The sequence below is a fragment of the Burkholderia sp. Bp9004 genome, from assembly GCF_003858025.1.
Classification (GTDB): domain Bacteria; phylum Pseudomonadota; class Gammaproteobacteria; order Burkholderiales; family Burkholderiaceae; genus Burkholderia; species Burkholderia diffusa.
On sequence record NZ_QTQD01000023.1, the window covers coordinates 36,333 to 60,538 of the forward strand.

A 24,206-nucleotide genomic window follows, 5' to 3' on the forward strand; every position below is an offset into this window, starting at 1 on the left:
CGGCAAACCGTTGGTAGACCGCGTATTTTACCCGCGTCGCCGGCGTCCTTCGCGCGCGGCGGCGTCGATGCGCGCATCGGACCGCTCGACGGTGAACGCGAAACGCCGCGTGAGCCGCTCGCCCGGCGCGAGCAGCGTCATCCCGTGCGCGGCCGCGCCGCCCGGCAGGTTCACCGCATTGATCGGATGATCGACCGGCTCGAAGCAGAAAAAATGCTCGCCAGGCGGCGTATAGAGCACGTACGCATCGGCGTCGGCCGCGATCGTCAACAACAGCCCGCGGCGCGGCCAGCTCACCGTCGCGTGGCCGCCCCAGCCGGTGAACGCGTGATTGACAAGCGTCGCCGGCAGCGGATACGCGACGCCGAACTGCCAGGCCGGCGGCACGCTCACGTGCCGCACCGGCAGGAAATCCGTACCCGACAGCCACAGGCCGCCCGCGGCCGCGGCCAGCTCGGTCGCGTCGTCGCGCACGAGGAACGGATGCATGCCGAGCCCGAACGGCAGCCGTGCACGCCCCGCGTTTTCGATCGTCAGCGCGATCGACAGCGTCGTGTCGTCGAGCGCGAACGACTGGATCGCGCGAAACGCGTACGGCGCGCCGCTCGCGCGATCGAGCGACAGCTGCAGCGTCGTGTCGGTTGCGTCATCCACCTGCCACGGCGCGAGCCAGCCGTCGCCGTGAATCGGCAATGGTTCGTCGCGGCGGTTGCGCGGCACCGCGACGCTGCGCCCGTCGCATTCGAAACGGCCGTTGCCGATCCGGTTCGAGTACGGCAGCAGCGGATAGCAGGCGAGCACGTTCGGATCCGTCGCCGTTTCCGGGTGCTCGCAACGCCGGAACACCGGCACCAGCGCGCCGTGATCGCCGCGCCAGTCGAAGCGCGCGATGCCGCCGCCCAGATGCGGCAGCACGTCGAGCCGCAGCGCCGCATTCGACAGCGTGACGACCGCCGCATGCGCGGTGCCGACGCCCTGCGCGAACGCGGCGGTCTGCGGGCCGGCGCTGACGGGCTGCGCGGCGGCAGCCAGGCGCGCGCGGCGCGACTGGCTCGTGGACGACGATGCGCGCGAGGACGTGGCGGTCATGGTGAGCTCCTTTCCTTCGTCGATGAAGTGATACGGGTCGTCGCGCGATGCCGCGCGAATTCGAACATCGGCAATCAGGCCCAGCCGCCGTCGACCACCACGTCCTGCGCGGTGATCATCCGGCTGTCGTCGGCCGCGAGAAACAGCGCCATGCGCGCGAGATCGTCCGGCAGCAGCTCGGCGTCGATGCACTGGCCGGCCTTGATCGCCGCACGGCCCGCGTCGTCGAGCCAGAGTTTGCGCTGCTTGTCGGTCATCACCCAGCCGGGCACCAGCGAATTCACGCGGATTCCGAACGAGCCGAGATCGCGCGCGAGCCCACGCGTGAGGCCCTGCACGGCCGCCTTCGCCATCACGTAGACGGGGTAGCCGCCGTTCTTCAGCATCCAGCTGATCGAACCGAGATTGATGATCGCGCCGCCGCCGCGCTGCTTCATGTCGTCGATCACCGCCTGCGCGGCGAAGAACTGATGGCGCAGATTCACCGCGATGCCCGCGTCGAACGACTCGGGCGTCACGTCGCCGATCGCGTGGCGCGTGTCGTTCGCCGCGTTGTTCACGAGCACCGCGATCGCGCCGATGCGCGCGCGGATCGCGTCGATCGCATGGCGCAGCGCGTCGATGTCGGTCAGGTCGCACGGGATGAACAGCGGCGCGTGGTGCACGTCCGGCGCCTGCGCGAGGGTTTCCGCGAGCGCCTGGCCCGCGTGCGCGTCGAGATCGACGAACGCCACGCGCGCGCCCTGCCGCGCGAAATGCTCGACGAACGCCGCGCCGATCCCGGTCGCGCCGCCGGTGATCAGCACCGCGCGATCCTCGAGGCTCGGGTAGCGCGCATAGCGTGCGTCGCTCGCGGCGCGCGAATCCTGCGCGGAAGTTTCGATGGTCATGCGAATCGTCTCCGTGGAATCGGTCAGTCGCGTACGCCGCGGTTCTTCAGCTGGTCGAGCAACACGGCCGCGAGCAGGATCGCGCCGCGCACCAGGTACTGATAGAACGCGTCGATGTTCAGCAGGTTCATCACGTTCTCGACGGTGCCCATGATCAGCACGCCGATCACGACGCCCGAGATCGTCGCGCGGCCGCCCATCAGCGACACGCCGCCGAGCACGCACGCCGAGATCACGTTCAGCTCGAAGCCCTGCGCCGCGTTCGGCTGTCCCGACGTGATGCGCGATGCGAGGATCACGCCGGCGAGCGCCGTCACCGCGCCCTGGATCAGGAAGATGTAGACGCGCGTGCGTTCGACGTTGATCCCCGCGAGGCGCGACGCCTCGGGGTTGCCGCCGATCGCGAGCGTGTTGCGGCCGTACACGGTCTGGTTCAGCAGCACGCCGAACACGATGAAGCACATGAGCGTGACCCAGATCGGCAGCGATACGCCGAAGAGCGACAGCCCGCCGAGCGCGATGAACGTATCCGACGACACGCCGACCGCCTGCCCCTTCGACACGATGAAGCCGAGCCCGCGCACGATTTCCATCGTCGCGAGCGTCGTGATCAGCGCGTTGATGCGCAGGTACGCGATCACCGCGCCGTTCACGAAGCCGATCGCCGCCCCGGCCGCGACCGCCGCGACGATCGCGACGAACGTGTTGTCGGTCGCATTCAGCACCATCGCGCACAGCACGCCCGAGAACGCGACGGTCGAGCCGATCGACAGGTCGAAGTCGCGCGAGGCCAGACAGAACATCATCGTGCACGCGACCATCCCGATCTGCGAGATCGACAGCGCGAGGCCGAGCATGTTGTCGATCGAGAAGAAGTGATCGACCGTCAGCGACATCGTCACGAACATCACCGCGAAGATCGCGATCAGGCTGTATTCGGTGAGGTGCTGCCACCACTTCTGGCGGTCGCTCTGTTGTGGAACCAGCGCGTCGGCCGACGGCTTCACGGCTGCGCTGGCGAGGTTTTCCCTGACTTGCATGATTGTGTCTCCTGCTCCTGCGTCGCGCGGCCCGCGCCGCGCTTGATCGATTCGAATGTCGTGCGTCGCCCGAGGCGACCTGAAACCGCGTCAGGCCGCCTCGACGACGCTGGTCTGCGGCAGCGCGAGGCTCAGCACCGCATGCTCGTTCGCCTGCTCGCGCGGCAGCTCGCCCGCGATGCGGCCTTCGCGCATCACGACGATGCGGTCGGACACGCCGAGCACTTCCGGCAGTTCCGACGACACCATCACGATCGCGCAGCCGCGCTCCGCGAGCCGGTAGATCACGTCGTAGATCTCGTGCTTCGCGCCGACGTCGATGCCGCGCGTCGGCTCGTCGAGGATCACGACCTTCAGGTCGGGCTCCGCGAGCCAGCGCGACAGGATCGCCTTCTGCTGGTTGCCGCCCGACAGGAAACGGATCTTCTGCCGCCGGTTCGGCGTCTTGATCTTCAGCCGCTGGATGAAGCGGTCGGCCGTTTCATTTTCGGTCTTGCGGTCGATGAACAGGCCCGCGCGCAGCGAATGACGGCGGCAGCTGATGTTGATGTTCTCCGCGACCGACGCCATCGCGATGATCCCTTCCTCCTTGCGGTCTTCCGGGCACAGCACGATGCCGTGACGGATCGCGTCGCCGGTGCGCTTCACGTCGATGCGCTTGCCGTCGAGCGTCAGCGCGCCCGCGCGTCGGCGGTCCGCGCCGTACACGAGCCGCATCAGTTCGCTGCGCCCCGCGCCGACCAGCCCGAAGAAGCCGACGATCTCGCCCGCACGCACCGAGAAGCTCGCCGGTTCGCGCAACGCGGGGCCGTCGACGCCTTCGGCCGAAAACCGCACGTCGCCGAGCGCACGCGGCGCGTAGTGGTAAATGTCCGCGATCTCGCGCCCGACCATCTCGGCGACCAGCCGCTCGCGCGGCACGTCGGCGAGCGATTCGTGCGACGCGATCTTGCGCCCGTCGCGAAAGATCGTGCACGCATCGCACAGCCGGTAGATCTCGTCCATCCGGTGCGAGATGTAGATCAGCGCGCGGCCCTGCGCGCGCAGGTCGTCGACGAGCTTGAACAACACCTCGGTCTCGCGATGCGACAGCGAGCTCGTCGGTTCGTCGAGCGCGATCACGCGCGCGTTGCGCATCAGCGCCTTGCAGATCTCGACCATCTGCCGCTGCGCGATCGACAGCCGCCCGAGTTTCGCGTCGGGATCGAGATCGACGCCCATCGCCGCGAGCCGTTCGCGCACATGGCGCTTCGCCTCGCCCTTCCTCACCCAGCCGAGCGCGTTCGGCAGGCGGCCGAGCAACAGGTTCTCCGCGACCGTCAGGTCGGGCACGTACTGCAGTTCCTGGTGAATCACCGCAACGCCGGCCGCGATCGACGCGGCCGCACTCGAAAAATGCACGGGCTGGCCGTCGACCAGCACGCTGCCCGCATCGGGCTGGTATTCGCCGCCGAGAATCTTCAGCAGCGTCGACTTGCCCGCGCCGTTCTCGCCCATCAGGCCATGCACCTCGCCCGCGTGCACGTCGAACGAGATGCCGTCGAGTGCGCGCACGCCGGGAAATACCTTGCCGATATTGTCAAAACGCAGTGCCGCTGACACGTCGTCTCCCTACTTGCAGTTCCATCGATCGCCGGCCGCCGCATCGCCGCGGCGGCCGGCGGGCGGCTTACTTCGATGCGAGCCCCATCTCGTCGCGCACCTTCGACACGTTGTCGCGCGTCGCGAGCATGCCCGTCGTCAGCGTCAGCGCCGGCGGTGCCTTGCCCTGCGTGATCCACGCGTACATCAGGTCGGAGGTTTCCTCGCCATGGCGCTTCGGGCTGATGATCACGGTGCCGTAGAAGCCCGTCGGCTGCGGCTTCTTGAATTCGTTCAGCGCCGATTCGGAACCACCGATGCCGATGCCGATCATGTTGTCCGCCTTGAAGCCGCGCCCTTCGGCCGCGCGCACCGCGCCGAGCACGGCCTCGTCGTTCAGGCCGTACGCCACCCAGTGCTTGAACTGCGGGTTCTTGGTGAGCGCGATGTTCGCTGCGTTGAACGCGTTCTCGGTGTCGGTCTTCGCCTGCGGCGCCGCGATCACGTTCGCCTTCGGGAAGCCGGCCGCCACCAGCGCGTCGGTCGCGCCGCTCGTGCGGTCGTGCGCGGTCGGCAGCTGCTCGTAGGTGATGTCGATCGCGCCGACGTCCTTCATGTCCCAGCCGCGCTTCTTGATCTCGGCAGCGATGCCGTCGCCGACCTGCTTGCCGATGTTGTACGCGGAGATCCCCATGTGCGGCACCGCCTCGATCGGCTTGCCCGCGCCGTCGACGAGGCGGTCATCGACCGTCATCATCTTCAGGTTGTGCGACTTCGCCTTCGCGACGATGCCCGGCCCGAGCTTCACGTCCGGCGTGCAGATGATGAAGCCCTGCGCCTTCTGCGCGGACAGGTTGTCGATCGCGCTCATCACCTTCTCGCCCGACGGCGCGCCGATCTTCACGAGCGTGAAGCCCTTGTTCTTCGCCGCGATCTCGGCGAACTTCCACTCGTCCTGGAACCACGGCTCTTCCGGCTGCTTCACCAGGAAGCCGATCTTGACCGGGTCGGCCGCATGCGCGACCGGGCTTCCGATCACCACTGCCGCCGCGGCGGCCAGCGTTACGAAGGTTCTGCGTTTCATCTCCAGTGTCTCCTTGTCTTCATCGAACGGAATACAGCCGCTTGTTGGTTTCGACGCAGCGTGCGCGCGGCCGTCGCACGTGCGGTCTGTCGAATCGTTGCGTCAGTCGTGGTACAGCGCCGCGCGCCCGCCGTCGACGGTGATGCAAGCCGCATTGATGAACGGCGCCTCGTCGGAGGCGAGAAACACGGCCGTCATCGCGACTTCTTCCGGCTTGCCGATCCGCTTCATCGGCTGCAGCGCGAGCGTCTCGGCGCGCGCCGCGGCCGGGTCGGCCTGCGCGCCCCACCAGTCGCGCGTGAGCTGCGTCTCGATGTAACCGGGCGCGATCGCGTTCACGCGCACGTTGCGCGCCGCGTATTCGATGCCGAGCGCACGCGTGAGGCCCAGCACGCCGTGTTTCGCGACCGGGTACGGAAAGCAGCCCGGGATGATCCGGAACGCATGCGTCGACGCGATGTTCACGATGCTGCCGCGGCCGCGTTCGACCATCCCAGGCAGCGCCGCGCGGCAGCCGTGCCATACGCCATCGAGGTCGACCGCGAAGCAGCGGCGCCAGTCTTCGTCCGTCATCGTCAGCGGATCGGCGAACACATTGATGCCCGCGTTGTTCACGAGCACGTCGAGCGGGCCGAATGCGGCTTCGGTCTGCGCGAGCGCGTCGCGCACCGAATCCTGCCGCGCGACATCCGCATGCAGCGGCAGCACGCGCGCGCGGTCGATGTCGTCGGCGATCGCCGCCGCCGTGCGCTGCGCTTGCGGGAAGTCGAGGTCGACGAGCGCGACGGCCGCGCCCTCGCGCGCGAACGCCTGCGCGATCGCGGCGCCGATCCCGCGGCCCGCGCCCGTCACCATCGCGACCTTGCCCGCGAGACGTCCCATCATGCGGCTCCGCCGCGCGCCACGCGCAGGCCGGCCTGGAACGCGCGCGCATTCGCCGCGGTCGCCTCCGCCGACTGGCCGGGCCGGTACAGCGCCGAACCGAGCCCGAAGCCGTTGGCGCCGGCCGCGAGGAACGGCTGCATGTTGTCCGGAGAAATTCCGCCGACGGGTATCAGCGGCACCGCGCGGTCGATCACCGCACGCCACGCCTTCACGACGGGCACGCCGAGCTGCTCGGCCGGGAACATCTTCAGCACGTCGGCGCCGTTCGCGAGCGCGGCAAACGCCTCGGTCGGCGTCGCGACGCCCGGTGCGCTCGCGAGCCCGCGCTCGCGCGCACGGCGGATCACGGCCGCGTCGCTGTGCGGCATCACGATCAGCGTGCCGCCCGCGTCCTGCACGCGGTCGACATGCTCGGCCCGCAGCACGGTGCCAGCGCCGACGATCATGTCGTCGGGTAGCGCGCGGCGCAGCGCCGCGATGCTGCCGAACGGATCGGGCGAGTTGAGCGGCACCTCGACGATCCGGAAGCCCGCTTCGTGCAGCGCAAGGCCGTGATCAGCGGCTTCGGCGGACGTGATGCCGCGCATGATCGCGATCAGCGGGCACGCGTCGAACGCGCGCATCAGTGCGGCGTGCGGCGTGTATGGTGCGGGCAGCGTAAGGTCGGACGACATCGGCGGTTCCTCTTCAATCGATTCATTGGTCGGCGCAGACGGGCTCGCCATCCGCGCGCACGAGCCCGGCGCGCGACGCGATCCACCACAAGCCGCGCTCTGTCGCCTGAGCGACGACGCGCGCATGCGTGCAGCCGAACACGCTCAACGCGTCGACGTAGCGCGCGCACAATCCGTCGTCGCCGATCAGCAGCAGCGGCTGGTTCGCGAGCGCGACACCGCGTTCCGCCAGCATCGCGTCAAGTGCGTTCAGCTCATGGCCGATCAGCAGGCCTGACAGGTAATCGCCCTGCGCATCGGGCGCGAGCCGGTCGGTCAGGCCGAGCGTGCGCGTGCTGAAGATCGTCGCGAGCAACCCCGCGCGCTGCGCACCGCGGGCCACCGCGACGCCGCGCGCGAATGCCGCGCGGTCGGGCGACGCGCTCGCGCGCATCGTGCGGCCGAGGATCGTGTGATCGCGCAGCGCCGCGAACAACTCGCCGGTCATGAAGGTCTGGAAGCGCTCGATGAGCCCGTCCTTCACCCATGCCCACTTCGCATGCGTGCCCGGCAATCCGATCAGTACGCCTGAACGATCTGCATCAAGCATGGGATCGTTCGCGAGTGCGCCGAATATCTGCGTTTCTTCGCCGCGCATCACGTCGGGCAATTCGCCCGTCGCGATCACGCCCGGCACGATGGACACCGTCGTGCCGCGCGACGTCGTCACCGTGACGAGCCCCGCGACGAGCGCGTCGGCACCGGCCGGCACCTGGACGTACGGCGCCTCGCGCCAGCCCTGTGCGCTGCCGACCATCCCGGCGGCCAGCACCGGCACGCCCGGCGCGCGGTCGAGCCAGTCGCCGCACGCTTCCTCGAACACGACGTCGAAGGCTCGCGCGCCGCCGGCCGGCACATGCATCACGCCCGCGGCGCGGCTGCGCGTGTCGAGCAGCGCACCGTGCGCGCCGAACAAATATGCGCGCAGCGACGTCGTGCCCCAGTCGAGCGCGATCAGCGACGGTGCGGCGCAGGAGGCGTCCGGAGCGGTCCGGGTCGAATTGGTCATCGTTTGATCCTGCGGGTACCCTGCGGCGGGCTCCAGCCCAGTTCCGCGGAAATGGCTCGCGCTTCGCGCTGCACGAGCGGAATCAGTTCGTCCATCCGGTCGTGCGGCATGTACGGAATCGTGCTCGCGACCGATACGGCCGCGACGATCGCGCCCGACGCGTCGCGGATCGGCGCGGCTACGCAACGGATCGACGCCTCGTTTTCCTCGAGGTCGAACGTGTAGCCGCCGGCCGCGTAATGCGCCATGCGCTGCAGGAACGCGCTCGTCTCGGGCCGGTTGTCCGGCTTGAAGTTGACGCCGGCCAGCGCGCGCCGCGCGGCTTCGAACAGCGAGCGCCACAGGTCCGGATCGAGGTCGAGCATCATCGCCTTGCCGATGCCGGTCGATGCGAGCGGCATCCGGTGGCCGACACGCGAGCGCATCTCGAGGCCGCGCGTGCCGGGGATCTTGTCGATGTACAGCACGTCATCGCCGTCGCGCACGCCGAGGTGGATCGTGTCGAGCGTCGCTTCGGCGAGCGCCTCGAGGTGCGGCCGCGCGACCGCCGTGAGCGGCATCTGTTCGAGCGCGATCGTGCCGAGCTCGATCAGCTTCGGGCCGAGCAGGTAGCCGCCCTGCACCTGGCGCAGGTAGCGCGCCTGCACGAGGCTGCTGACGAGACGGTGCGTCGTGCTGCGCGTCGTGCCGAGCGCGGCGCCGATCGCACGCATGTCGCGCGCGCCGTTCGCGATCGCTTCGAGGATCGCGAGACCGCGCAACAGCGTCTGCGTACCGGCCTGCTGCGCGGTGAGGTCGAGCGGCGTGCTGGTCGCGCCGATGGAGTCGGTGAGCGGCGCATCGCCCGGCGTCGCGCGCCGGGCGTCGAGAGCAAGGGAATCGGGCATCTTGGTCATGGAACGGGTTTCTTCAGCCGAATCGGTGAAGCCGCTGTCGCGACGCCGGAACGAGGTCGGGCGTCGCGGCAACGCGGCGGTCGATGCACCGAGGAAAGCGCCCGGCGAACTTCATGGAATGTGTCTCCGTGTGCGTCGGGCGCCGCGCGATGCGTGGGTCCGAAGCTGTCGATGTGCTTCGGATTGTAGGAGCGCACGCATTCGTCTCCAATATTTGAATGCGTTGCCCAGATAATGAGATAAACCGGTGGAGGTCGCGAAACGGTCGCGCCATGCGCACGGGGGCGGAACCCGATGCGTCGCGGGTCCCGCCCCCGTTGGTCATGCGCGCCGCGCTTACTGCTGGTTCGTGCTGCGCGCCTGCATGTAGCGCTGCACGTCGGAGAACGACACGCGGCCGCTACCGCTCGCGTCGATCTGCCGGAAGTGATTCACGACATAGCCGAGGCCGGCCGCGCGCGCCTGCGCTTCGGTGATCGAACCGGTGTTCTGCGTATCGGCCGCGCCGAACTGCCGCGCGAGTTTGCGCACCACCTGCGCGTGCAGCGCGGCGCCCGTCGTCTGCGTGCCGGCGGTCGGCTTGCGCGCGGCCGGCGGCACGTACGGATCGCCGAGCTGCGCCTGGCGCGCGCGCGCCGGGGTGGCGGCGTCGCTCGCCTGCGCGAACGCGGACACCGATGCGGATGCTGCAACGCCGGCGCATGCGAGCGCGGCGGCAACGACGATGAAACGTTTCTTCATGTCAGGCTCCAGTCTGGAATGAGGTCGTCGACGGCCGGCGAACAGCGCCGCCACGGGCGCGCGTCGCCAGGCCCGCACATCGCATCAGTGCGCGGCCGCGTTGTAGAAGGTCACGAGGTCGGCTTTCTCCTGCGGACGCGACGTATCGTCGAGATAGACCATGTGTCCACCCTGATAGTCCTTGATCGTCAGGTTCGGTTGCGAGCCGAGCCGGGCGAGGTCGAGCTCGGTCTGGTAGAACGGCGTCGCGATGTCGTGATACCCGTTCAGCGACAGCACCTTCAGCGACGGATTCAGCGTCAGCGCAGCCGCAAGATCGGGAATCGTGTCCGGCATCGCGAGGCCGTCGTGCGTCCAGTCCCAGGTCTGGATCGCATTGCTGCTCAGCGAATACGCCGACTGCGCGCTGTACTTGAGCACGTTCGGCAGGTAGCTGCCGATCGTGTCGGTGAACGGTTTCGTGATGAACGTGCTCGACGGGTCGCCGTCCGCCGCGAGCGGGCTCGACGACGGCACGTTCACGCGTGCGTCGTAGCGGCCGATCAGCGTGCCCGGGATCAGCGACACCTGGAAGCTGTTGTCGAAGAAGGTCGGGACGACGTTGAAGTCCGCGTTCCACAGCGTCTGCTTCACGCCGGTCGAATTCACCATCGTCGTGACGAGCGTCGGCGGGGGCGGGGTGTGGCTCGCGAGATACGCGTTCACGGCGGGCACGTAGCTGCCGGCCGTCAGCTGGCGCATCTGGTCCGCATATTGCGGCAGGCTCGACGGGTTCGGGTTGTCGAGCTGGTAGTACGCGCCGACCGTGCCGTAGGACGGCACGAAGCCCGCGCAACTCACGGGGCTCGCCCCGTTGTTCGAGTTGCCGACATAGTCGCTCGCCATGTCGCAGTTCGCGTTGTAGTTCAGGATCGACGACTGCAGCACGATGCCGTCGAGCTTCACGCCGGCCGTCTCGAGCAGGTTCGCGAGCACGTCGGTGCGCGGCGTGCCGTACGACTCGCCGAACAGGTACTTCGGCGAATCGTTGCGCTGGTTCACGGCGATGTAGCGCGTCACGAAGTCGCGGAACGCGCCGCCGTCCTGGTCGACGCCCCAGAACGTCTGGTTCGTGTTCGGCGCGATCGCCTCCGAGAAGCCGGTGCCGATCGCATCGACGAACACGAGGTCGGTCGTGTCGAGCAGGCTTTCCGCGTTGTCGACGAACGGGAACGTCGACGCGTTCGCGTTCGGGTCGCCCGTCTGGATCCGTTTCGGACCGAACGAGCCGAGATGCAGCCACACCGATGCGGAGCCGGGGCCGCCGTTATACAGGAACGTGACGGGCCGCTTCGCCGCGGGCTGGTTGTCGGCGGTGTACGCGACGTAGAAGAACGATGCCTCGGGCGCGCCCGTCTGCGGATTGCGCGCGACGAGGTGGCCGGCGGTCGCCGTGTAGCGAATCGTCTTGCCGTTCAGCGTGATCTGGTGATGGGTGACAGCGGCCTTTTCGACCGCGGCGGACGCGTCGAGCGACGCGGTCGCGCTCGACGAATAACTGTTGGGATCGTTGTACGGCTTGTCCACCTGAGCGGCGGGATCGGCTGAATTGTCGGTACCTGCTGCCGAGGACGACGTCACGTCGTCGTTGCAGGCCGTCAGAATCAGCGAAGAGAACACAACCCCCAACAACAGCTTCGCTTTGCTCGCTGGCATCGTCGCTTTCCTTCTCTCGAATGTTTTTTGTGTCGAGCAGCCGGGTGAGCCGCCCCCCGCCTCGATTGCGGCCGATAAGCCGAGGCGCTGGCCAATATACGTGAGCGGGTCGGCTTTGAAAAATTTGGAAATATTTGATCGACGCTCGGTGCGGCGCACACCTTTCAGGAATGCTTCAATTCACGAACCGTTGTGTTTCAACAGTCTTTCAATTGCTTTCGCCTCTACCCGAAAACACTCAAACCACGCGGATTTCGTGCCATATCGGCAAACAAAATCTCGCGCGGGCGGGCATTGCTCAGTAAAGCGAAATAGATGAATTCGTCTAATGGATGTGTCCCGAAATGCGGGCGACACGAATGCGCTGCAGCGCACCAATGGCGCGCCGGCGACGGAACGGACAATGTCACGGCGCGAGCGCGCCGCTCACTGCGATTGCGGAAGTTCGGCCGCGCCCATCCGGCGGGCAATCACGGCCGCGCGCTGCGCCTGGTAGGTCGAGCCGCGGTGCGCGTCGAACCAGCGCGGCTTCGGCAGCATCACCGCGAGACGCGCCGACTGCCACGCGCCGAGCCGGCTCGCGGGAATCCTGTAGTAATAGCGGGCGGCGGCCTCGGCACCGTACACGCCGCGGCCCCATTCGACGGAATTCAGGTAGATCTCGAAGATCCGCTCCTTGTCGAGCACCGTCTCGAGCATCCACGTGATGATCAGCTCCTGCCCCTTGCGGATGTAGCTCTTCTCGCGCGACAGGAACAGATTGCGCGCGAGCTGCTGCGTGATCGTCGAACCGCCCGCGACGATCCGTCCGCGCGCCTTGTTCTTCTCCCACGCCTGCAGGATCGCATCGACGTCGTAGCCGTTGTTGGTCGCGAAGGTCGAATCCTCCGACGCGATCAGCGCGCGCTTCAGGTTGCGCGAGATCTGGTCGTACGGCACCCACTGGTGCTGGATCCGCGCGGGCGGATTGTCGCGCGACAGCCACCATGCGTCGGTCCGCATGAACGCGGTGGAACCCGGATTGATGAACGACCACAGCGCGATCTGCACGAGATAGAACAGCTGCGTCGCGAGCCACGCGCCCGCGAACACCGAACCCGCATAGACGATCCAGCGGGTCGGGCTGATGGTCCGCGTGCGCTGCGTGCCGCTTACCGCCACCACCTGTCGCGCTCCGGTCAGGCCGCCGCGAGCGCCTGGCGCAGCGCGGCCAGCACCGGTGCGCCGTCCGGCCGCACGCCGCGCCAGATGAAGAACGATTCGGCCGCCTGCTCGACCAGCATCCCGAGCCCGTCGGCCGTGCGCGCGCCGAGCGACGCCGCATGCTGCATGAACACGGTCGGCTGCGCGCCGTACATCATGTCGTACGCGAGCGTGCCCGGGCCGAACGCGGCCGCGTCGCACTCCGGCAGCGCCGCGTCGAGGCTGCCGGCCGTCGCGTTGACGATCACGTCGTACGGCTCCGCACGCACGGTGTCCGGGCCGCCGCCCGACAGCACGCAGCCCGCATCGTGCGCGGCCTGCGTGAACTGACCGACGAGCGCCTCGGCCTTGCTCGCGGTGCGGTTCACGATCGTAATCGACAGCGGCGCGCGCTCGAGCATCGGCAACACGACGCCACGCGCCGCGCCGCCTGCGCCGAGCAACAGGATGCGCGCACCGGCAAGCGACACGCCGAGGTTCGATTCGATGTCGCGCACGAGACCGACGCCGTCCGTGTTGTCACCGTAGATGCGGCCGTCGGCTTCGATGCGCAGCGTGTTGACCGCGCCCGCCGCCGCCGCGCGCGGCGACAGCGTGTCGGCGAGCGCATGCGCGTCGAGCTTGAACGGCACCGTCACGTTCGCGCCGCGTCCGCCTTCGGCGACGAACGCGCGCACGGCGGCCTCGAAACCGTCGACCGGCGCGAGCCGGTGCTCGTAGACGATCGCCTCGCCGGTCTGCGCGGCGAACTGCGCGTGGATGAACGGCGACTTGCTGTGCGCCACCGGATTGCCGAACACCACGTAGCGGTCGGCGCCGCTCGTCGACGCGGCTGCGTTCATGATGCGCGCCCCTCTTCGCTTTCCTGGCCGGTGCCGTTCGCGGCCTCGCCGTCTTCGACCGCTGCGCCGTCCGCTTCGGCCAGTGCCTCGGCCTCGGTTTCCGCCGACGCGTCTTCCGCATCGACCAGCGTGTCGTCGCCGCCTTCGGTCTCGTCTTCGTCTTCGGCCGCGTCGCCGCTCGTCACGGTCGGCGCGTCAAGCACGTTCAGCAGTCGCACCGACGCCTCGATCGTCAGCTCGTCGAGCGACATCACGTCGAGCAGCACGCGCGTGCCGCGCGCATGCACGCCGAGCCCCGGCACATGCAGCAGCAGCGGAATTTCCTCGAGGCGCACCAGGTCGCCCTTCACGACGCTCGCGACGACCTGCTTCTTCTGCTCCTGCGCGAGCCAGCGCAGGCACCAGAAGTACTCCATCCGGCGCTGGTAGTCGGCGTAAGCAGTATAGGTGTCGTCGAAGCCCTGCACGACCGCGTACAGGTCGGCGTCCTTCGGCTTGAACGGCGCGGCGAGCTTGGCCGTGACGCCGTGCTGCACGCATGCGAGCAACTGCCACTGGTTCACCAGGTCGACATAGCGGCGCAGCGGCGACGTGCTCCACGCGTACTGAGCGACACCGAGGCCTTCGTGCGGCGCGGCCGTCGTCTGCATCCGCGTACGCTTCGGGCCCGGCGCGCCGAAGCCGCGCTGCGAGCGGTAGATGCCCGGCACCGTGTGATCGTGCAGGAACGCGCCCCACGTCGAGTTCGCGAGGATCGCGAGCTCCGACACGATCAGGTCGAGCGGCGACCCGCGGCGACGCGGCGTGATCGTCACGTGCTCGCCTTCGACGTAGAAGTTGTAGTCGGTGTTGCGCTGCACTTCGCGCTTCAGGCCATAGCCCGCGCGCGCGACCTGGCGCTTCTCGAACAGTGCCTGCGCGAGCGGCCACAGCACGGCGATGTCGTCCTTGTGCGGGTAGTCGCCGGTGCCGGCCGCGAGCGTCTCTTCATTGACGAGCTCGTCGAGCGTGTTGTGGCGCAGGTTGTTCTTCACGAACACGAGTTCGGCACGCGTCTCGTTCGCGACGATCTCCTGCGTCTCGCGGTTGACGATGATGTACAGCGACAGCGCCGGGCGGTAATCGCCTTCCTTCAGCGTGAACACGTCGACGACGTCGTCCGGCAGCATCGTGATCTTGTCGCCCGGCATGTAGACGGTCGACAGGCGTGCGCGCGCGATCGCGTCGACCGCGTCGCCGCGCACGATGCCGAGCGCCGGCGCCGCGATGTGCACGCCGATCCGCACGCGACCGTCGGACAGGTGTTCGACCGAGAACGCGTCGTCGATTTCGGTCGTCGTGATGTCGTCGATCGAGAACGCCTCGACGTCCGCGCGCGGCAGGTCGTCCGGCAGCGGGCCGACCGTGACGGCGGGGAAGCCCGTGCCGTGCGGGAAGAATTCCGCGAGGAAGCGCGCCTCGTGCAGCGCACGCGGCGACGCGATGCCGCCGCAGTCGAGCATCAACCGCGCCGGCGACACGCCGCGCGCCCCGGCCGCCGCTTCCATCGCCTTGTATTCGATCGCGTTCTTGTCCGGCCGCGTCAGCAGCCCGAGCACCTTGCCTGCGAACGCTTCCGGCAGCTTGCCGGCCTTCAGTTCCTCTTCATACTGCGCCTGGACGAGCGCCTGCTGACGCTTGCGCTCGAGCGACGCGAGCGCCATCTTGAGCTGATCTTCCGGCGCCCGCTGATACTGGCCGCGCCCCTTGCGGCGGAAGTAGACGGGCGAGCCGTGCAGCCGCAGCACCAGCGCCGCGCGCTCGACCGGGCCGTAGGTCGCGCCGAAATATTCCGAGGCCAGCGCCGTATACGCGAACTCCTCGGCCGGCGCGCATTCCCACAGGAAATCCAGGTCGATCTGCTGCGCGGCCGTATCGGCTTCCTGCATCAGCTCGCCGGCGGCCGGCTTCTCGAATTCGATCAGCACGTCCTTTGCACGCACCTTCGCGCGCCGCCCGCCGGGCAATTCGACCTGAAACGCGTCGCCCTGGCGCGACAGCACGCTGCCCGCCTTGAAACTGCCCGATTCCTCGAAGAAAACGTTCACTCAGTACTCTCGTTCAGACTGCCGGGCGCCGCATCGGCGGCGCCGCATGATGATGGGAATTCGATCGGCATGACGCCGGGTTCATGACGTTCTTTCGTCGCAAAAGGCGAGAACGTCGTCGATATAGTCGGCAAATTCACTGATTCCATGATCGCTGCCTTCGATCACGCGCGTTTTCGCGCCCGGGTAATGGGCGAGCATCTCGCGGTAGTCCAGCACTTCGTCGCCGGTCGCCGCGAGCAGATAGTAGCGTTCGGGCCGCGAAATCGCCGGCACGCGCAGCGCATCGAGCTCGTGCAGGTGACGGCGTTCGACGACGATCGACCCGCCGCCGTGCCACAGCGGCTGTTCGCCCAGATACTGCTCGAGGTCGCGCTGCGGCACGATCGCCGGATTCAGCACCACCGCCTTCCAGCCGTGCTTTTCGGCGAGCCAGGTTGCGTAGTAGCCGCCGAGCGAGCTGCCGATCACCGTCACGTCGCGCGCACCGGCCACCTCGGCTTCCGCGACGGCGATCGCCTCGAGCGGCGATACCGACAGCGACGGGCAGCGCCACTCGTGCGTGCGACCGAGTTCGGCCATGCGCGCGGCGAGGAGCCGCGACTTCTGCGACTCCGGCGACGACCGGAATCCGTGCAGGTACAGGATCACGCGCGGCTCCCGAGCGCGTCGAGCAGCTTCTGGTGCACGCCGCCGAAGCCGCCGTTGCTCATCACGAGCACGTGGTCGCCCGGGCGCGCGGCCTCGACGACCGATTTCACCAGCAGGTGGAGATCGTCGAACGCGCGGGCCTTGTCGCCGAGCGGCGCGAGTGCGTCGCCGAGGTTCCAGCCGAGCGCGTCGCGCCCGGTCGGGGCACCGTAGCCGAACACCAGGTCGGCGTCGGCGAGGCTTGCCGGCAATTGCGCCTTCATCACACCGAGCTTCATCGTGTTCGAACGCGGCTCGAGCACGGCGAGAATGCGGGAATTTTGGCGGCCGATGCGTGCACGAAGGCCGGCGATCGTCGTTTCGATCGCGGTCGGATGGTGCGCGAAGTCGTCGTAGACGGTCACGCCGTCCACGCTGCCGCGCACTTCCATGCGCCGCTTCACGTTGCGGAACGATGCGAGGGATTCGGCGGCCTGCGCGGGCGGCACGCCGACGTGGCGCGCGGCGGCGATCGCCGCGAGCGCGTTCATCCGGTTGTGGTCGCCCTGCACCTGCCACGCGACTTCACCGACGCGCTCGGCCTGCGCGTACACCGCGAAACGCTCGTCGACCGGCACGCCGTCTTCTGCAGGCAGCGCCTGCCAGCCGCCGTCGACGCCGAAGCGCTCGACCTCGCTCCAGCAGCCGCGCGCGAGCACGCGCTCCAGCGCGTCCGAGCGGCCGTTGGTCACGATCCGGCCGACGCCCGGCACGGTGCGCACGAGGTGATGGAATTGCGTCTCGATCGCGGCAAGATCCGGGAAGATGTCGGCGTGATCGAATTCGAGATTGTTGAGCACCGCGGTGCGCGGCCGGTAGTGGACGAACTTCGAGCGCTTGTCGAAGAACGCCGTATCGTATTCGTCGGCCTCGATCACGAAGAAACTCGAATCGGTCAGCCGCGCCGACACACCGAAGTTCAGCGGCACACCGCCGATCAGGAAGCCCGGGTTCAGGCCGGCATCTTCCAGCAACCACGCGAGCATCGACGACGTGGTCGTCTTGCCGTGCGTGCCCGCGACAGCCAGCACCCATTTACCGGCCAGCACGTGCTCGCCGAGCCATTGCGGGCCCGATACGTACGGCAGGCCGCGATCGAGAATCGCCTCCATCAGCGGGTTGCCGCGCGTGACGACGTTGCCGATCACGAACAGGTCGGGCTTCAGTTCGATCTGCTCGGCGCCGTAGCCCTCGATGAGCGTGATGCCCTGCGCCTCGAGCTGCGTGCTCATCGGCGGATAGACGCCCGCGTCGCAACCCGTCACCGTGTGGCCCGCCTCGCGCGCGAGCACGGCGAGACCGCCCATGAAGGTGCCGCAGATGCCAAGAATGTGGATGTGCATAGATGAATGCTTTCGCGCCGCCGGGCGCCGTCGATTCGGAAAGGAAGGTCTGCGGCACGCCGGACAGGCCGCCCGGCCAACGACTTTCGCCGCGACACAAAGATCGTCATTGTAACTGACGGCCCGCCCTGCCCGGCGGCCCGAACCATGGATCCGAACGCCGCGCGGCGCGGCGGGCGGCACCCGGCCGCACCGCGTTCGGCCGTGGCGGCGATCGAGTATGATTGCCGGATCATGTCTCGCAAACCTCTTGTTGACCCGCGGCGCGCCCGCGAGGAAATTGCCCAGTCCGCCGCCCGCCTGATCGCGGAGGACGGCCTCGATTACGCCAGCGCGAAACGCAAGGCTGCGCGCCAGTTGTTCGGCGATACGCGCGTTGCCGGCGAATGGCTGCCTGATAACGACCTGATCGAGGAAGAACTGCGCGAGCACCTCGCCCTGTTCCAGAGCGACACGCAGCCGGACGAGCTGCGCCGCCTGCGCGAGATCGCGCTCGACTGGATGCGCCGGCTCGCCGAGTTCAATCCGTACGTGACGGGCGCGGTGCTGAACGGCACCGCGAACGCGCATTCGGACATCCATTTGCAGATATTCACCGACAACCCGAAGGACGTCGCGATCTACCTGCTGAACCAGAACGTTCAGTACGACGTGTCCGAAACGCGGCATTTCGCCGGTCGCGCCGACGTCGAGACGCTCAGCTTCCTGTGGCGCCCGCGGCGCGACGTGGACGCGATCGGCATTCACGTCGCGCTCTACGCGAGCGACGACCTGCGCGGCGCGGTCAAGGCCGACGCCCGCGGCCGGGTCGCCCGCGCCGACGCCACCGCGTTGCGCGCGCTGCTAGAGGCCAGCAACGCCCCTTCCGAACCGGAATGATTCAACGATGATGATGAAACGCATGTTGGCGCTCGCGGTGGTCGCGGCCGCCGCCGTCGCCGGCGGAATCGCCGCCGGCCATTGGTTCCGCGGCGGCAGCGCCGATCACGGCGTCGCCGTCGCCGCACCCGCCGCGAACGGCAGCCCGGTCGACCAGCTGTGGGCCGCGTCGCTGACCGGTGTCGACGGCAAGCCGGCGTCGCTCGCTTCCTTCAAGGGCCAGAAGGTCGTGGTCAATTTCTGGGCGTCATGGTGCGGCCCGTGCGTCGAAGAGATGCCGGAGCTCGTCGCGCTGTCGCACCAATACAAGCAGAAGGGGATCCGTTTCATCGGGATCGGCGTCGATTCCGACCAGAACGTGAAGAACTTTCTGCAGAAGGTGAAGGTCGACTATCCGGTTTTCGTCAGCGGTTATGCGGGCGCCGATCTGGCCCGTAATTTTGGAAATACCGCCGGCGCGCTGCCGTTTACGGTCGTCATCGACGAAACCGGCAAGATTCGCGAGACAAAATTGGGACAAATCCAACCGGCCGAGCTGAAAAAGACCCTCGACGCGTTGTGATCGCCCTGAACGGCTGCCTGCGCGTTGGCGGCGATTTGTGCGTCGATCGCCGCAATTTCACGTGAATTCGCTGATACTTTGCGGCCGCACCGGTAATTCTTGCAGGTCCGGCGCGCCCGGCCGTTCGGCAAAACTAGACAAATTTCTCTAAATAGCGCTAAAGTTCGCGCAATTCCGCAGAAATAGAAGCGACCATGACACGATTGCTGGTGCTGCACGGCCCCAACCTGAACCTTCTCGGCACCCGGGAACCGGAGGTGTACGGCCGCGTCACGCTCGCGCAGATCGATCAAGCGCTTGCCGCGCGGGCGCAGGAGGCCGGCGCCGAACTGTCGTCGTTCCAGAGCAACCATGAAGGCGCGCTCGTCGACCGCATCCAGGCCGCGCGGGAGGAACAGACCGATTTCATCCTGATCAATCCCGCCGCGTATACGCACACGAGCGTCGCGATCCGGGACGCGATCGCCGGCGTTGGCATCCCGTTCGTCGAGGTTCATCTGTCGAACGTGCACCGCCGCGAAGCCTTCAGGCATCACTCCTACTTTTCCGACCAGGCCGAAGGCGTGATCTGCGGGCTCGGCTGGAAAGGTTATCTGTACGCGCTCGAGTACGCGCTCGACAAGCTGCAAGGCGCGTCGCGCGGCTGATTTCGCGATCTAGATTCAGCGCCGGTCCCACCGGCGCTTTCACGTATTGAAAGGGGAATTCCCGATGGATCTTCGTAAGCTGAAAACTCTGATCGACCTCGTCTCCGAATCCGGCATCTCCGAGCTGGAAGTGACGGAAGGCGAAGGCAAGGTGCGTATCGTCAAGAACGCGCCGCCGGTCTATGTCCAGCCGACGGGCGGATTTGCCCCGCAGGTCAGCGCGCCGGCCCCGGCGGTCGCGCTGCCGGCCGAAGGCGCGGCTGCCGCGCCGGCCGCGGGCGCCGCTGCTGCGCCCGCCGTGCCGCAAGGCCACGTCGTGACGTCGCCGATGGTCGGCACGTTCTATCGCGCGCCGTCGCCGGGCGCGGACCCGTTCGTCCAGGTGGGCGACACGGTCAAGGAAGGCCAGACGATCTGCATCATCGAAGCAATGAAGCTGCTCAACGAGATCGAATCGGACAAGGCCGGCGTGATCAAGGAAATCCTCGTCGAGAACGGCCAGGCCGTCGAATACGGCCAGCCGCTTTTCGTGATCGGCTAAGTCCGCCGCGCGGCCTGCGGGCCGCGCGCCGCCGATGCTCGCCAGGCGCCGTTCGCGCGCCCCTCGAAGAGACGAATACTCGCTATGTTTGAAAAAATCCTCATTGCCAACCGCGGTGAAATCGCGCTGCGCATCCAGCGCGCGTGCCGCGAACTCGGCGTCAAGACGGTGGTCGTCTACTCGGAAGCCGACAAGGAAGCCAAGTACGTGCGCCTCGCGGACGAAGCCGTCTGTATCGGCCCGGCCCCGTCGAACCTGAGCTACCTGAACATGCCGGCGCTGATCAGCGCCGCGGAAGTCACCGATGCCGAGGCGATCCACCCCGGCTACGGCTTCCTGTCGGAGAACGCCGACTTCGCGGAACGCGTCGAGCAGTCGGGCTTCACGTTCATCGGCCCGCGCCCGGAAACGATCCGCATGATGGGTGACAAGGTCACCGCGAAGCAGACGATGATCAAGACCGGCGTGCCGTGCGTGCCGGGCTCGGAAGGCGCGTTGCCGGACGATCCGAAGGAGATCGTGAAGATTGCGCGCGCGATCGGCTATCCGGTCATCATCAAGGCGGCGGGCGGCGGCGGCGGGCGCGGGATGCGCGTCGTGCACACCGAGGCCGCGCTCGTCAACGCGGTCAACATGACCCGCGAGGAAGCCGGCCGTGCGTTCGGCAACCCGCAGGTGTACATGGAGAAGTTCCTCGAGAACCCGCGCCACATCGAGATCCAGGTGCTGTCGGACGCGCACAAGAACGCGATCTGGCTCGGCGAGCGCGACTGCTCGATGCAGCGCCGTCACCAGAAGGTGATCGAGGAAGCGCCGGCGCCCGGCATTCCGCGCCGCCTGATCGAGCGCATCGGCGACCGCTGCGCGGACGCGTGCAAGAAGATGGGCTATCTCGGCGCGGGCACATTCGAATTCCTGTACGAGAACAACGAGTTCTACTTCATCGAGATGAACACGCGCGTGCAGGTCGAGCATCCGGTGTCGGAGCTGATCACGGGCGTCGACATCGTCCAGGAACAGATCCGCATCGCGGCCGGCGAGAAGCTCGCGCTGCGCCAGCGCGACATCCAGTTCCGCGGACATGCGATCGAATGCCGGATCAACGCCGAAGATCCGTTCAAGTTCACGCCGTCGCCGGGCCGGATCACGTCGTGGCATACGCCGGGCGGTCCCGGCGTGCGCGTCGATTCGCATGCGTACAATGGCTATTTCGTGCCGCCGAACTATGATTCGATGATCGGCAAGCTGATCACCTACGGCGCGACGCGCGACCAGGCGATCCGCCGGATGCGCATCGCGCTGTCGGAGATGGTCGTCGAAGGCATCCAGACCAACATCCCGCTGCACCGCGAGCTGATGATCGACTCGAAGTTCGTCGAAGGCGGCACCAGCATCCATTACCTCGAAAACCGGCTCGCGCAGAAGCAGCAGGTCGCACCGGAAGAAGCGTAAGCATGAGTTATCGCGAACTCGTCGTCGAACTGGCCCGTGAGCATGCGGAGGCGCTGTCCGACGCACTGCTCGACCTCGGCGCGCTGTCGGTGTCCGTCGAGGACGCCGACGCCGACACGCCCGACGAACAGCCGCTCTTCGGCGAGCCGGGCCTCGTGCCCGAACGCACCGCGTGGCAGCACTCGCGCGTGATCGCGCTGCTGTCGCCCGATCACGAGCCGGCCGTGCTGCTCGCGGCGGCCGCGAACGAGATCGGCATCGCCGATACGCCGAAGTTCGACGTGCGCGAAGTCGAGGAGCAGGACTGGGTGCGGCTCACGCAGTCGCAGTTCGAGCCGATTCCGATCGGCGAGCGGATCTGGGTCGTGCCGTCGTGGCACGACGCACCCGACCCCGACGCACTGATCCTCGAACTCGACCCCGGTCTCGCATTCGGCACGGGCAGCCACCCGACCACGCGCCTGTGCATGGAATGGCTCGAACAGTCGGTCAAGCCCGGCCAGTCCGTGCTCGACTATGGCTGCGGCTCAGGCATCCTCGCGATCCTCGCGAAGAAATGCGGGGCGAACCCCGTGGTCGGCATCGACATCGATCCGCAAGCGGTCGAATCGGCGCGACAGAACAGCGAACGCAACCATGCGGAAGTGACGTACGGGCTGCCCGACGCGTGCCCGGCCGGAGAATTCGACATCGTCGTCGCCAACATCCTGTCGAACCCGCTGAAGCTGATGGCGTCGATGCTCGCATCGAAGGTGAAACCGGGCGGGCGCATCGCGCTGTCGGGCGTGCTCGCGCGCCAGGCGGACGAAGTCGCGGCCGTCTATGCGCGCTATGTGGACATCTCGGTCTGGCGCGAACACGAAGGTTGGGTATGCCTCGCCGGAACGCGGCGGGAAAGCCATTAGAATAGCGCTGTCCTTCACTTTGGCCAGCAGGCCGCCCGGCTCGACATGCTTCTTGCGACGCGCTGCCCTCATTGCGAAACCGTCTTCCGGCTGCAGCAGGAACAGCTCTCGCTGCATGACGGGCTCGTGCGCTGCGGACACTGCCATCAGGTCTTCAACGCGTCGCAGTCGCTCGTTCCCGAACCGGCACGGCAGCCCGAGCCGGCGCTGACCGAAGCGGCACCGGCCGGGCCGGCCGCCGCCGAACCGCAACACGAAGCCGCGCCCGTGCGGCTCTTCACCACCGACGCACCGGTCGAGCCGGCGCCCGGTTCCGACTACAAGCCCGAAGGCTGGGACATGTGGGCGCCGTGGCTCGATGCCGGCGTCGACCCGTCCCTGCAGCACAACGTACAGACCGTGCGCACCGAGCCGCTGGTGCCGCTCGCGCTGCCGGCCATGGACGCCGGTGTCGTCCACCTCTCCGGCACGCCCGCCCCGATCGCGTCGGCCCCCGCCGAACTGCACGCTGTCGCGTCGGCCGAGCCGGACTTGGCGTGGCACGAAACCGACTCATCCGACTCATCCGGCACATCGCGGGCCACGGCACCCGCCGAATCCGACCTGCGCGAACCGCGCTTCGTCGCGCACACGCCGTCGGCAGCCGACGCGGACGAACCCGTCGGCAACGCGCACTTCTCCGTACCCGACGACGAACACGCACCGCGCGAACCGCGCTTCGCATTCACGCCGGCGCAAGCCGTCCCTGAATACGATGCCAACGCCGACGCGCGCGCCGCCGGACCGGCCGCGGCCGCCAGATCGGCCGCGCCCTTCCCCGCCACACTGGCCGACGACGATCGCCCGCACTTCGCCGTGACCCGCGAGACGCGCGCGCCCGAGCGACGCGGGATACTCGGCGGCTTTTTCGGCGGACTCGTCGCTGCCGCGCTCGCGGTGCTGCTCGTCGCGCAACTCGCGTGGTGGCAGCGCGAAACCGTGATGATCTACTGGCCGGTCACGCAGGGCTGGTTCCGGCAGGCGTGCGCGCCGCTCGGCTGCACGGTCACGCCGCCGCGCGCGATCGACGGCCTGCGGCTCGACGCGGCCGACCTGCGCCAGCTCGACGGCCCGCGCGTGCTGGAGTTGAAGGTTCCGTTGACGAACCGCTACCGCGTCGCACTCGCCTACCCGTCTCTCGAGCTGACGCTGCTCGACGACACGAATCACGTGACCGTGCGCCGCGTGCTTGCGCCGCGCGACTACGTCCGCCCGGGCACGCCGATCGACGCCGGGCTGCCGCCCGGCACGACGCGGACGATGGTCGTCCGTCTCGACACGAACGGCGCGCCCGCCTCGAATTTCCGCGTCCAGATCTTCTATCCGTGACGCCCCGCGGCGCGTGCATGCGCGCCGTCTCAACCCGCGCGCCGCAGCGGCGCGCTATTTCGGA

General features: G+C 67.9%; 23 protein-coding genes. 7 read left to right on the forward strand and 16 right to left on the reverse strand.

What is annotated here, in order from left to right; translation table 11 throughout:
• Positions 1-27: 27 nt before the first annotated feature.
• The 16 genes from DIE08_RS23225 to mpl all read right to left on the reverse strand — a co-directional run bounded on the left by DIE08_RS23225 (position 28) and on the right by mpl (position 17,941).
• Positions 28-1,089 carry an aldose 1-epimerase gene (locus DIE08_RS23225; protein WP_124903782.1) on the reverse strand — a complete coding sequence of 354 codons (1,062 nt, stop codon included), beginning with the start codon at positions 1,087-1,089 and terminating at the stop codon, positions 28-30.
• 74 nt (positions 1,090-1,163) lie between these two features.
• Positions 1,164-1,979: an SDR family NAD(P)-dependent oxidoreductase gene (locus tag DIE08_RS23230; protein ID WP_059608211.1), complete on the reverse strand. Its 816-nt coding sequence runs from the start codon at positions 1,977-1,979 to the stop codon at positions 1,164-1,166.
• A 23-nt stretch (positions 1,980-2,002) separates the two neighbouring features.
• Complete coding sequence (gene araH / locus DIE08_RS23235; protein ID WP_059465359.1) at positions 2,003-3,019, reverse strand: L-arabinose ABC transporter permease AraH; 1,017 nt, start codon at positions 3,017-3,019, stop codon at positions 2,003-2,005.
• Between the two features lie 90 nt (positions 3,020-3,109).
• Positions 3,110-4,621, reverse strand: a complete 1,512-nt coding sequence (araG, locus tag DIE08_RS23240) for an L-arabinose ABC transporter ATP-binding protein AraG (protein WP_124624781.1) — start codon at positions 4,619-4,621, stop codon at positions 3,110-3,112.
• Positions 4,622-4,688: 67 nt separating this feature from the next.
• Positions 4,689-5,684: an arabinose ABC transporter substrate-binding protein gene (locus DIE08_RS23245; RefSeq protein WP_124624778.1), complete on the reverse strand. Its 996-nt coding sequence runs from the start codon at positions 5,682-5,684 to the stop codon at positions 4,689-4,691.
• A gap of 102 nt (positions 5,685-5,786) precedes the next feature.
• The gene (locus DIE08_RS23250; protein WP_124903832.1) at positions 5,787-6,566 is read right to left on the reverse strand and encodes an SDR family oxidoreductase; all 780 of its coding nucleotides are present in this window, start codon (positions 6,564-6,566) and stop codon (positions 5,787-5,789) included.
• Complete coding sequence (locus DIE08_RS23255; protein ID WP_124903784.1) at positions 6,566-7,243, reverse strand: 2-dehydro-3-deoxy-6-phosphogalactonate aldolase; 678 nt, start codon at positions 7,241-7,243, stop codon at positions 6,566-6,568. Before DIE08_RS23255 ends, DIE08_RS23250 begins: the two co-directional genes overlap by 1 nt.
• A gap of 22 nt (positions 7,244-7,265) precedes the next feature.
• Complete coding sequence (locus DIE08_RS23260) at positions 7,266-8,291, reverse strand: 2-dehydro-3-deoxygalactonokinase (RefSeq protein ID WP_124903786.1); 1,026 nt, start codon at positions 8,289-8,291, stop codon at positions 7,266-7,268.
• Entirely contained in the window at positions 8,288-9,187 is a 900-nt protein-coding gene (locus tag DIE08_RS23265) for an IclR family transcriptional regulator (RefSeq protein WP_059608207.1), read from the reverse strand. Before DIE08_RS23265 ends, DIE08_RS23260 begins: the two co-directional genes overlap by 4 nt.
• Before the next feature lie 336 nt (positions 9,188-9,523).
• On the reverse strand, positions 9,524-9,928 hold the full coding sequence (locus DIE08_RS23275) for an EF-hand domain-containing protein (protein WP_124903788.1): 405 nt from the start codon (positions 9,926-9,928) through the stop codon (positions 9,524-9,526).
• A gap of 84 nt (positions 9,929-10,012) precedes the next feature.
• Positions 10,013-11,623: a S10 family peptidase gene (locus DIE08_RS23280; protein ID WP_124903790.1), complete on the reverse strand. Its 1,611-nt coding sequence runs from the start codon at positions 11,621-11,623 to the stop codon at positions 10,013-10,015.
• Between the two features lie 426 nt (positions 11,624-12,049).
• A complete protein-coding gene (gene mtgA, locus DIE08_RS23285) occupies positions 12,050-12,787 on the reverse strand; it encodes a monofunctional biosynthetic peptidoglycan transglycosylase (protein ID WP_124903792.1) in 738 nt (245 codons plus the stop codon).
• A gap of 14 nt (positions 12,788-12,801) precedes the next feature.
• Positions 12,802-13,668, reverse strand: coding sequence for a shikimate dehydrogenase (gene aroE / locus DIE08_RS23290; RefSeq protein ID WP_059608203.1), 867 nt, complete (start codon positions 13,666-13,668; stop codon positions 12,802-12,804).
• The gene (locus DIE08_RS23295) at positions 13,665-15,755 is read right to left on the reverse strand and encodes an RNB domain-containing ribonuclease (RefSeq protein ID WP_059608202.1); all 2,091 of its coding nucleotides are present in this window, start codon (positions 15,753-15,755) and stop codon (positions 13,665-13,667) included. Before DIE08_RS23295 ends, aroE begins: the two co-directional genes overlap by 4 nt.
• 81 nt (positions 15,756-15,836) lie before the next feature.
• A complete protein-coding gene (locus tag DIE08_RS23300) occupies positions 15,837-16,406 on the reverse strand; it encodes a YqiA/YcfP family alpha/beta fold hydrolase (RefSeq protein WP_124903794.1) in 570 nt (189 codons plus the stop codon).
• On the reverse strand, positions 16,403-17,941 hold the full coding sequence (gene mpl / locus DIE08_RS23305; protein WP_260436555.1) for a UDP-N-acetylmuramate:L-alanyl-gamma-D-glutamyl-meso-diaminopimelate ligase: 1,539 nt from the start codon (positions 17,939-17,941) through the stop codon (positions 16,403-16,405). The genes DIE08_RS23300 and mpl overlap by 4 nt, the downstream gene beginning before the upstream one ends.
• A gap of 81 nt (positions 17,942-18,022) precedes the next feature.
• Here mpl and DIE08_RS23310 point away from each other — a divergent pair, with 81 nt between their 5' ends.
• The 7 genes from DIE08_RS23310 to DIE08_RS23340 all read left to right on the forward strand — a co-directional run bounded on the left by DIE08_RS23310 (position 18,023) and on the right by DIE08_RS23340 (position 24,142).
• Positions 18,023-18,667, forward strand: a complete 645-nt coding sequence (locus DIE08_RS23310) for a UDP-N-acetylmuramate--alanine ligase (RefSeq protein ID WP_124903834.1) — start codon at positions 18,023-18,025, stop codon at positions 18,665-18,667.
• A 7-nt stretch (positions 18,668-18,674) separates the two neighbouring features.
• The gene (locus tag DIE08_RS23315) at positions 18,675-19,229 is read left to right on the forward strand and encodes a TlpA disulfide reductase family protein (RefSeq protein ID WP_124903798.1); all 555 of its coding nucleotides are present in this window, start codon (positions 18,675-18,677) and stop codon (positions 19,227-19,229) included.
• A gap of 194 nt (positions 19,230-19,423) precedes the next feature.
• Complete coding sequence (gene aroQ / locus DIE08_RS23320; RefSeq protein WP_040143361.1) at positions 19,424-19,876, forward strand: type II 3-dehydroquinate dehydratase; 453 nt, start codon at positions 19,424-19,426, stop codon at positions 19,874-19,876.
• A 64-nt stretch (positions 19,877-19,940) separates the two neighbouring features.
• The gene (gene accB / locus DIE08_RS23325; protein ID WP_124624755.1) at positions 19,941-20,417 is read left to right on the forward strand and encodes an acetyl-CoA carboxylase biotin carboxyl carrier protein; all 477 of its coding nucleotides are present in this window, start codon (positions 19,941-19,943) and stop codon (positions 20,415-20,417) included.
• Positions 20,418-20,501: 84 nt separating this feature from the next.
• A complete protein-coding gene (gene accC / locus DIE08_RS23330) occupies positions 20,502-21,869 on the forward strand; it encodes an acetyl-CoA carboxylase biotin carboxylase subunit (RefSeq protein WP_059608197.1) in 1,368 nt (455 codons plus the stop codon).
• A gap of 2 nt (positions 21,870-21,871) precedes the next feature.
• Complete coding sequence (gene prmA, locus DIE08_RS23335) at positions 21,872-22,774, forward strand: 50S ribosomal protein L11 methyltransferase (protein WP_124624753.1); 903 nt, start codon at positions 21,872-21,874, stop codon at positions 22,772-22,774.
• Between the two features lie 45 nt (positions 22,775-22,819).
• Positions 22,820-24,142, forward strand: coding sequence for a DUF3426 domain-containing protein (locus DIE08_RS23340; RefSeq protein WP_124903800.1), 1,323 nt, complete (start codon positions 22,820-22,822; stop codon positions 24,140-24,142).
• Positions 24,143-24,206 lie beyond the last annotated feature (64 nt).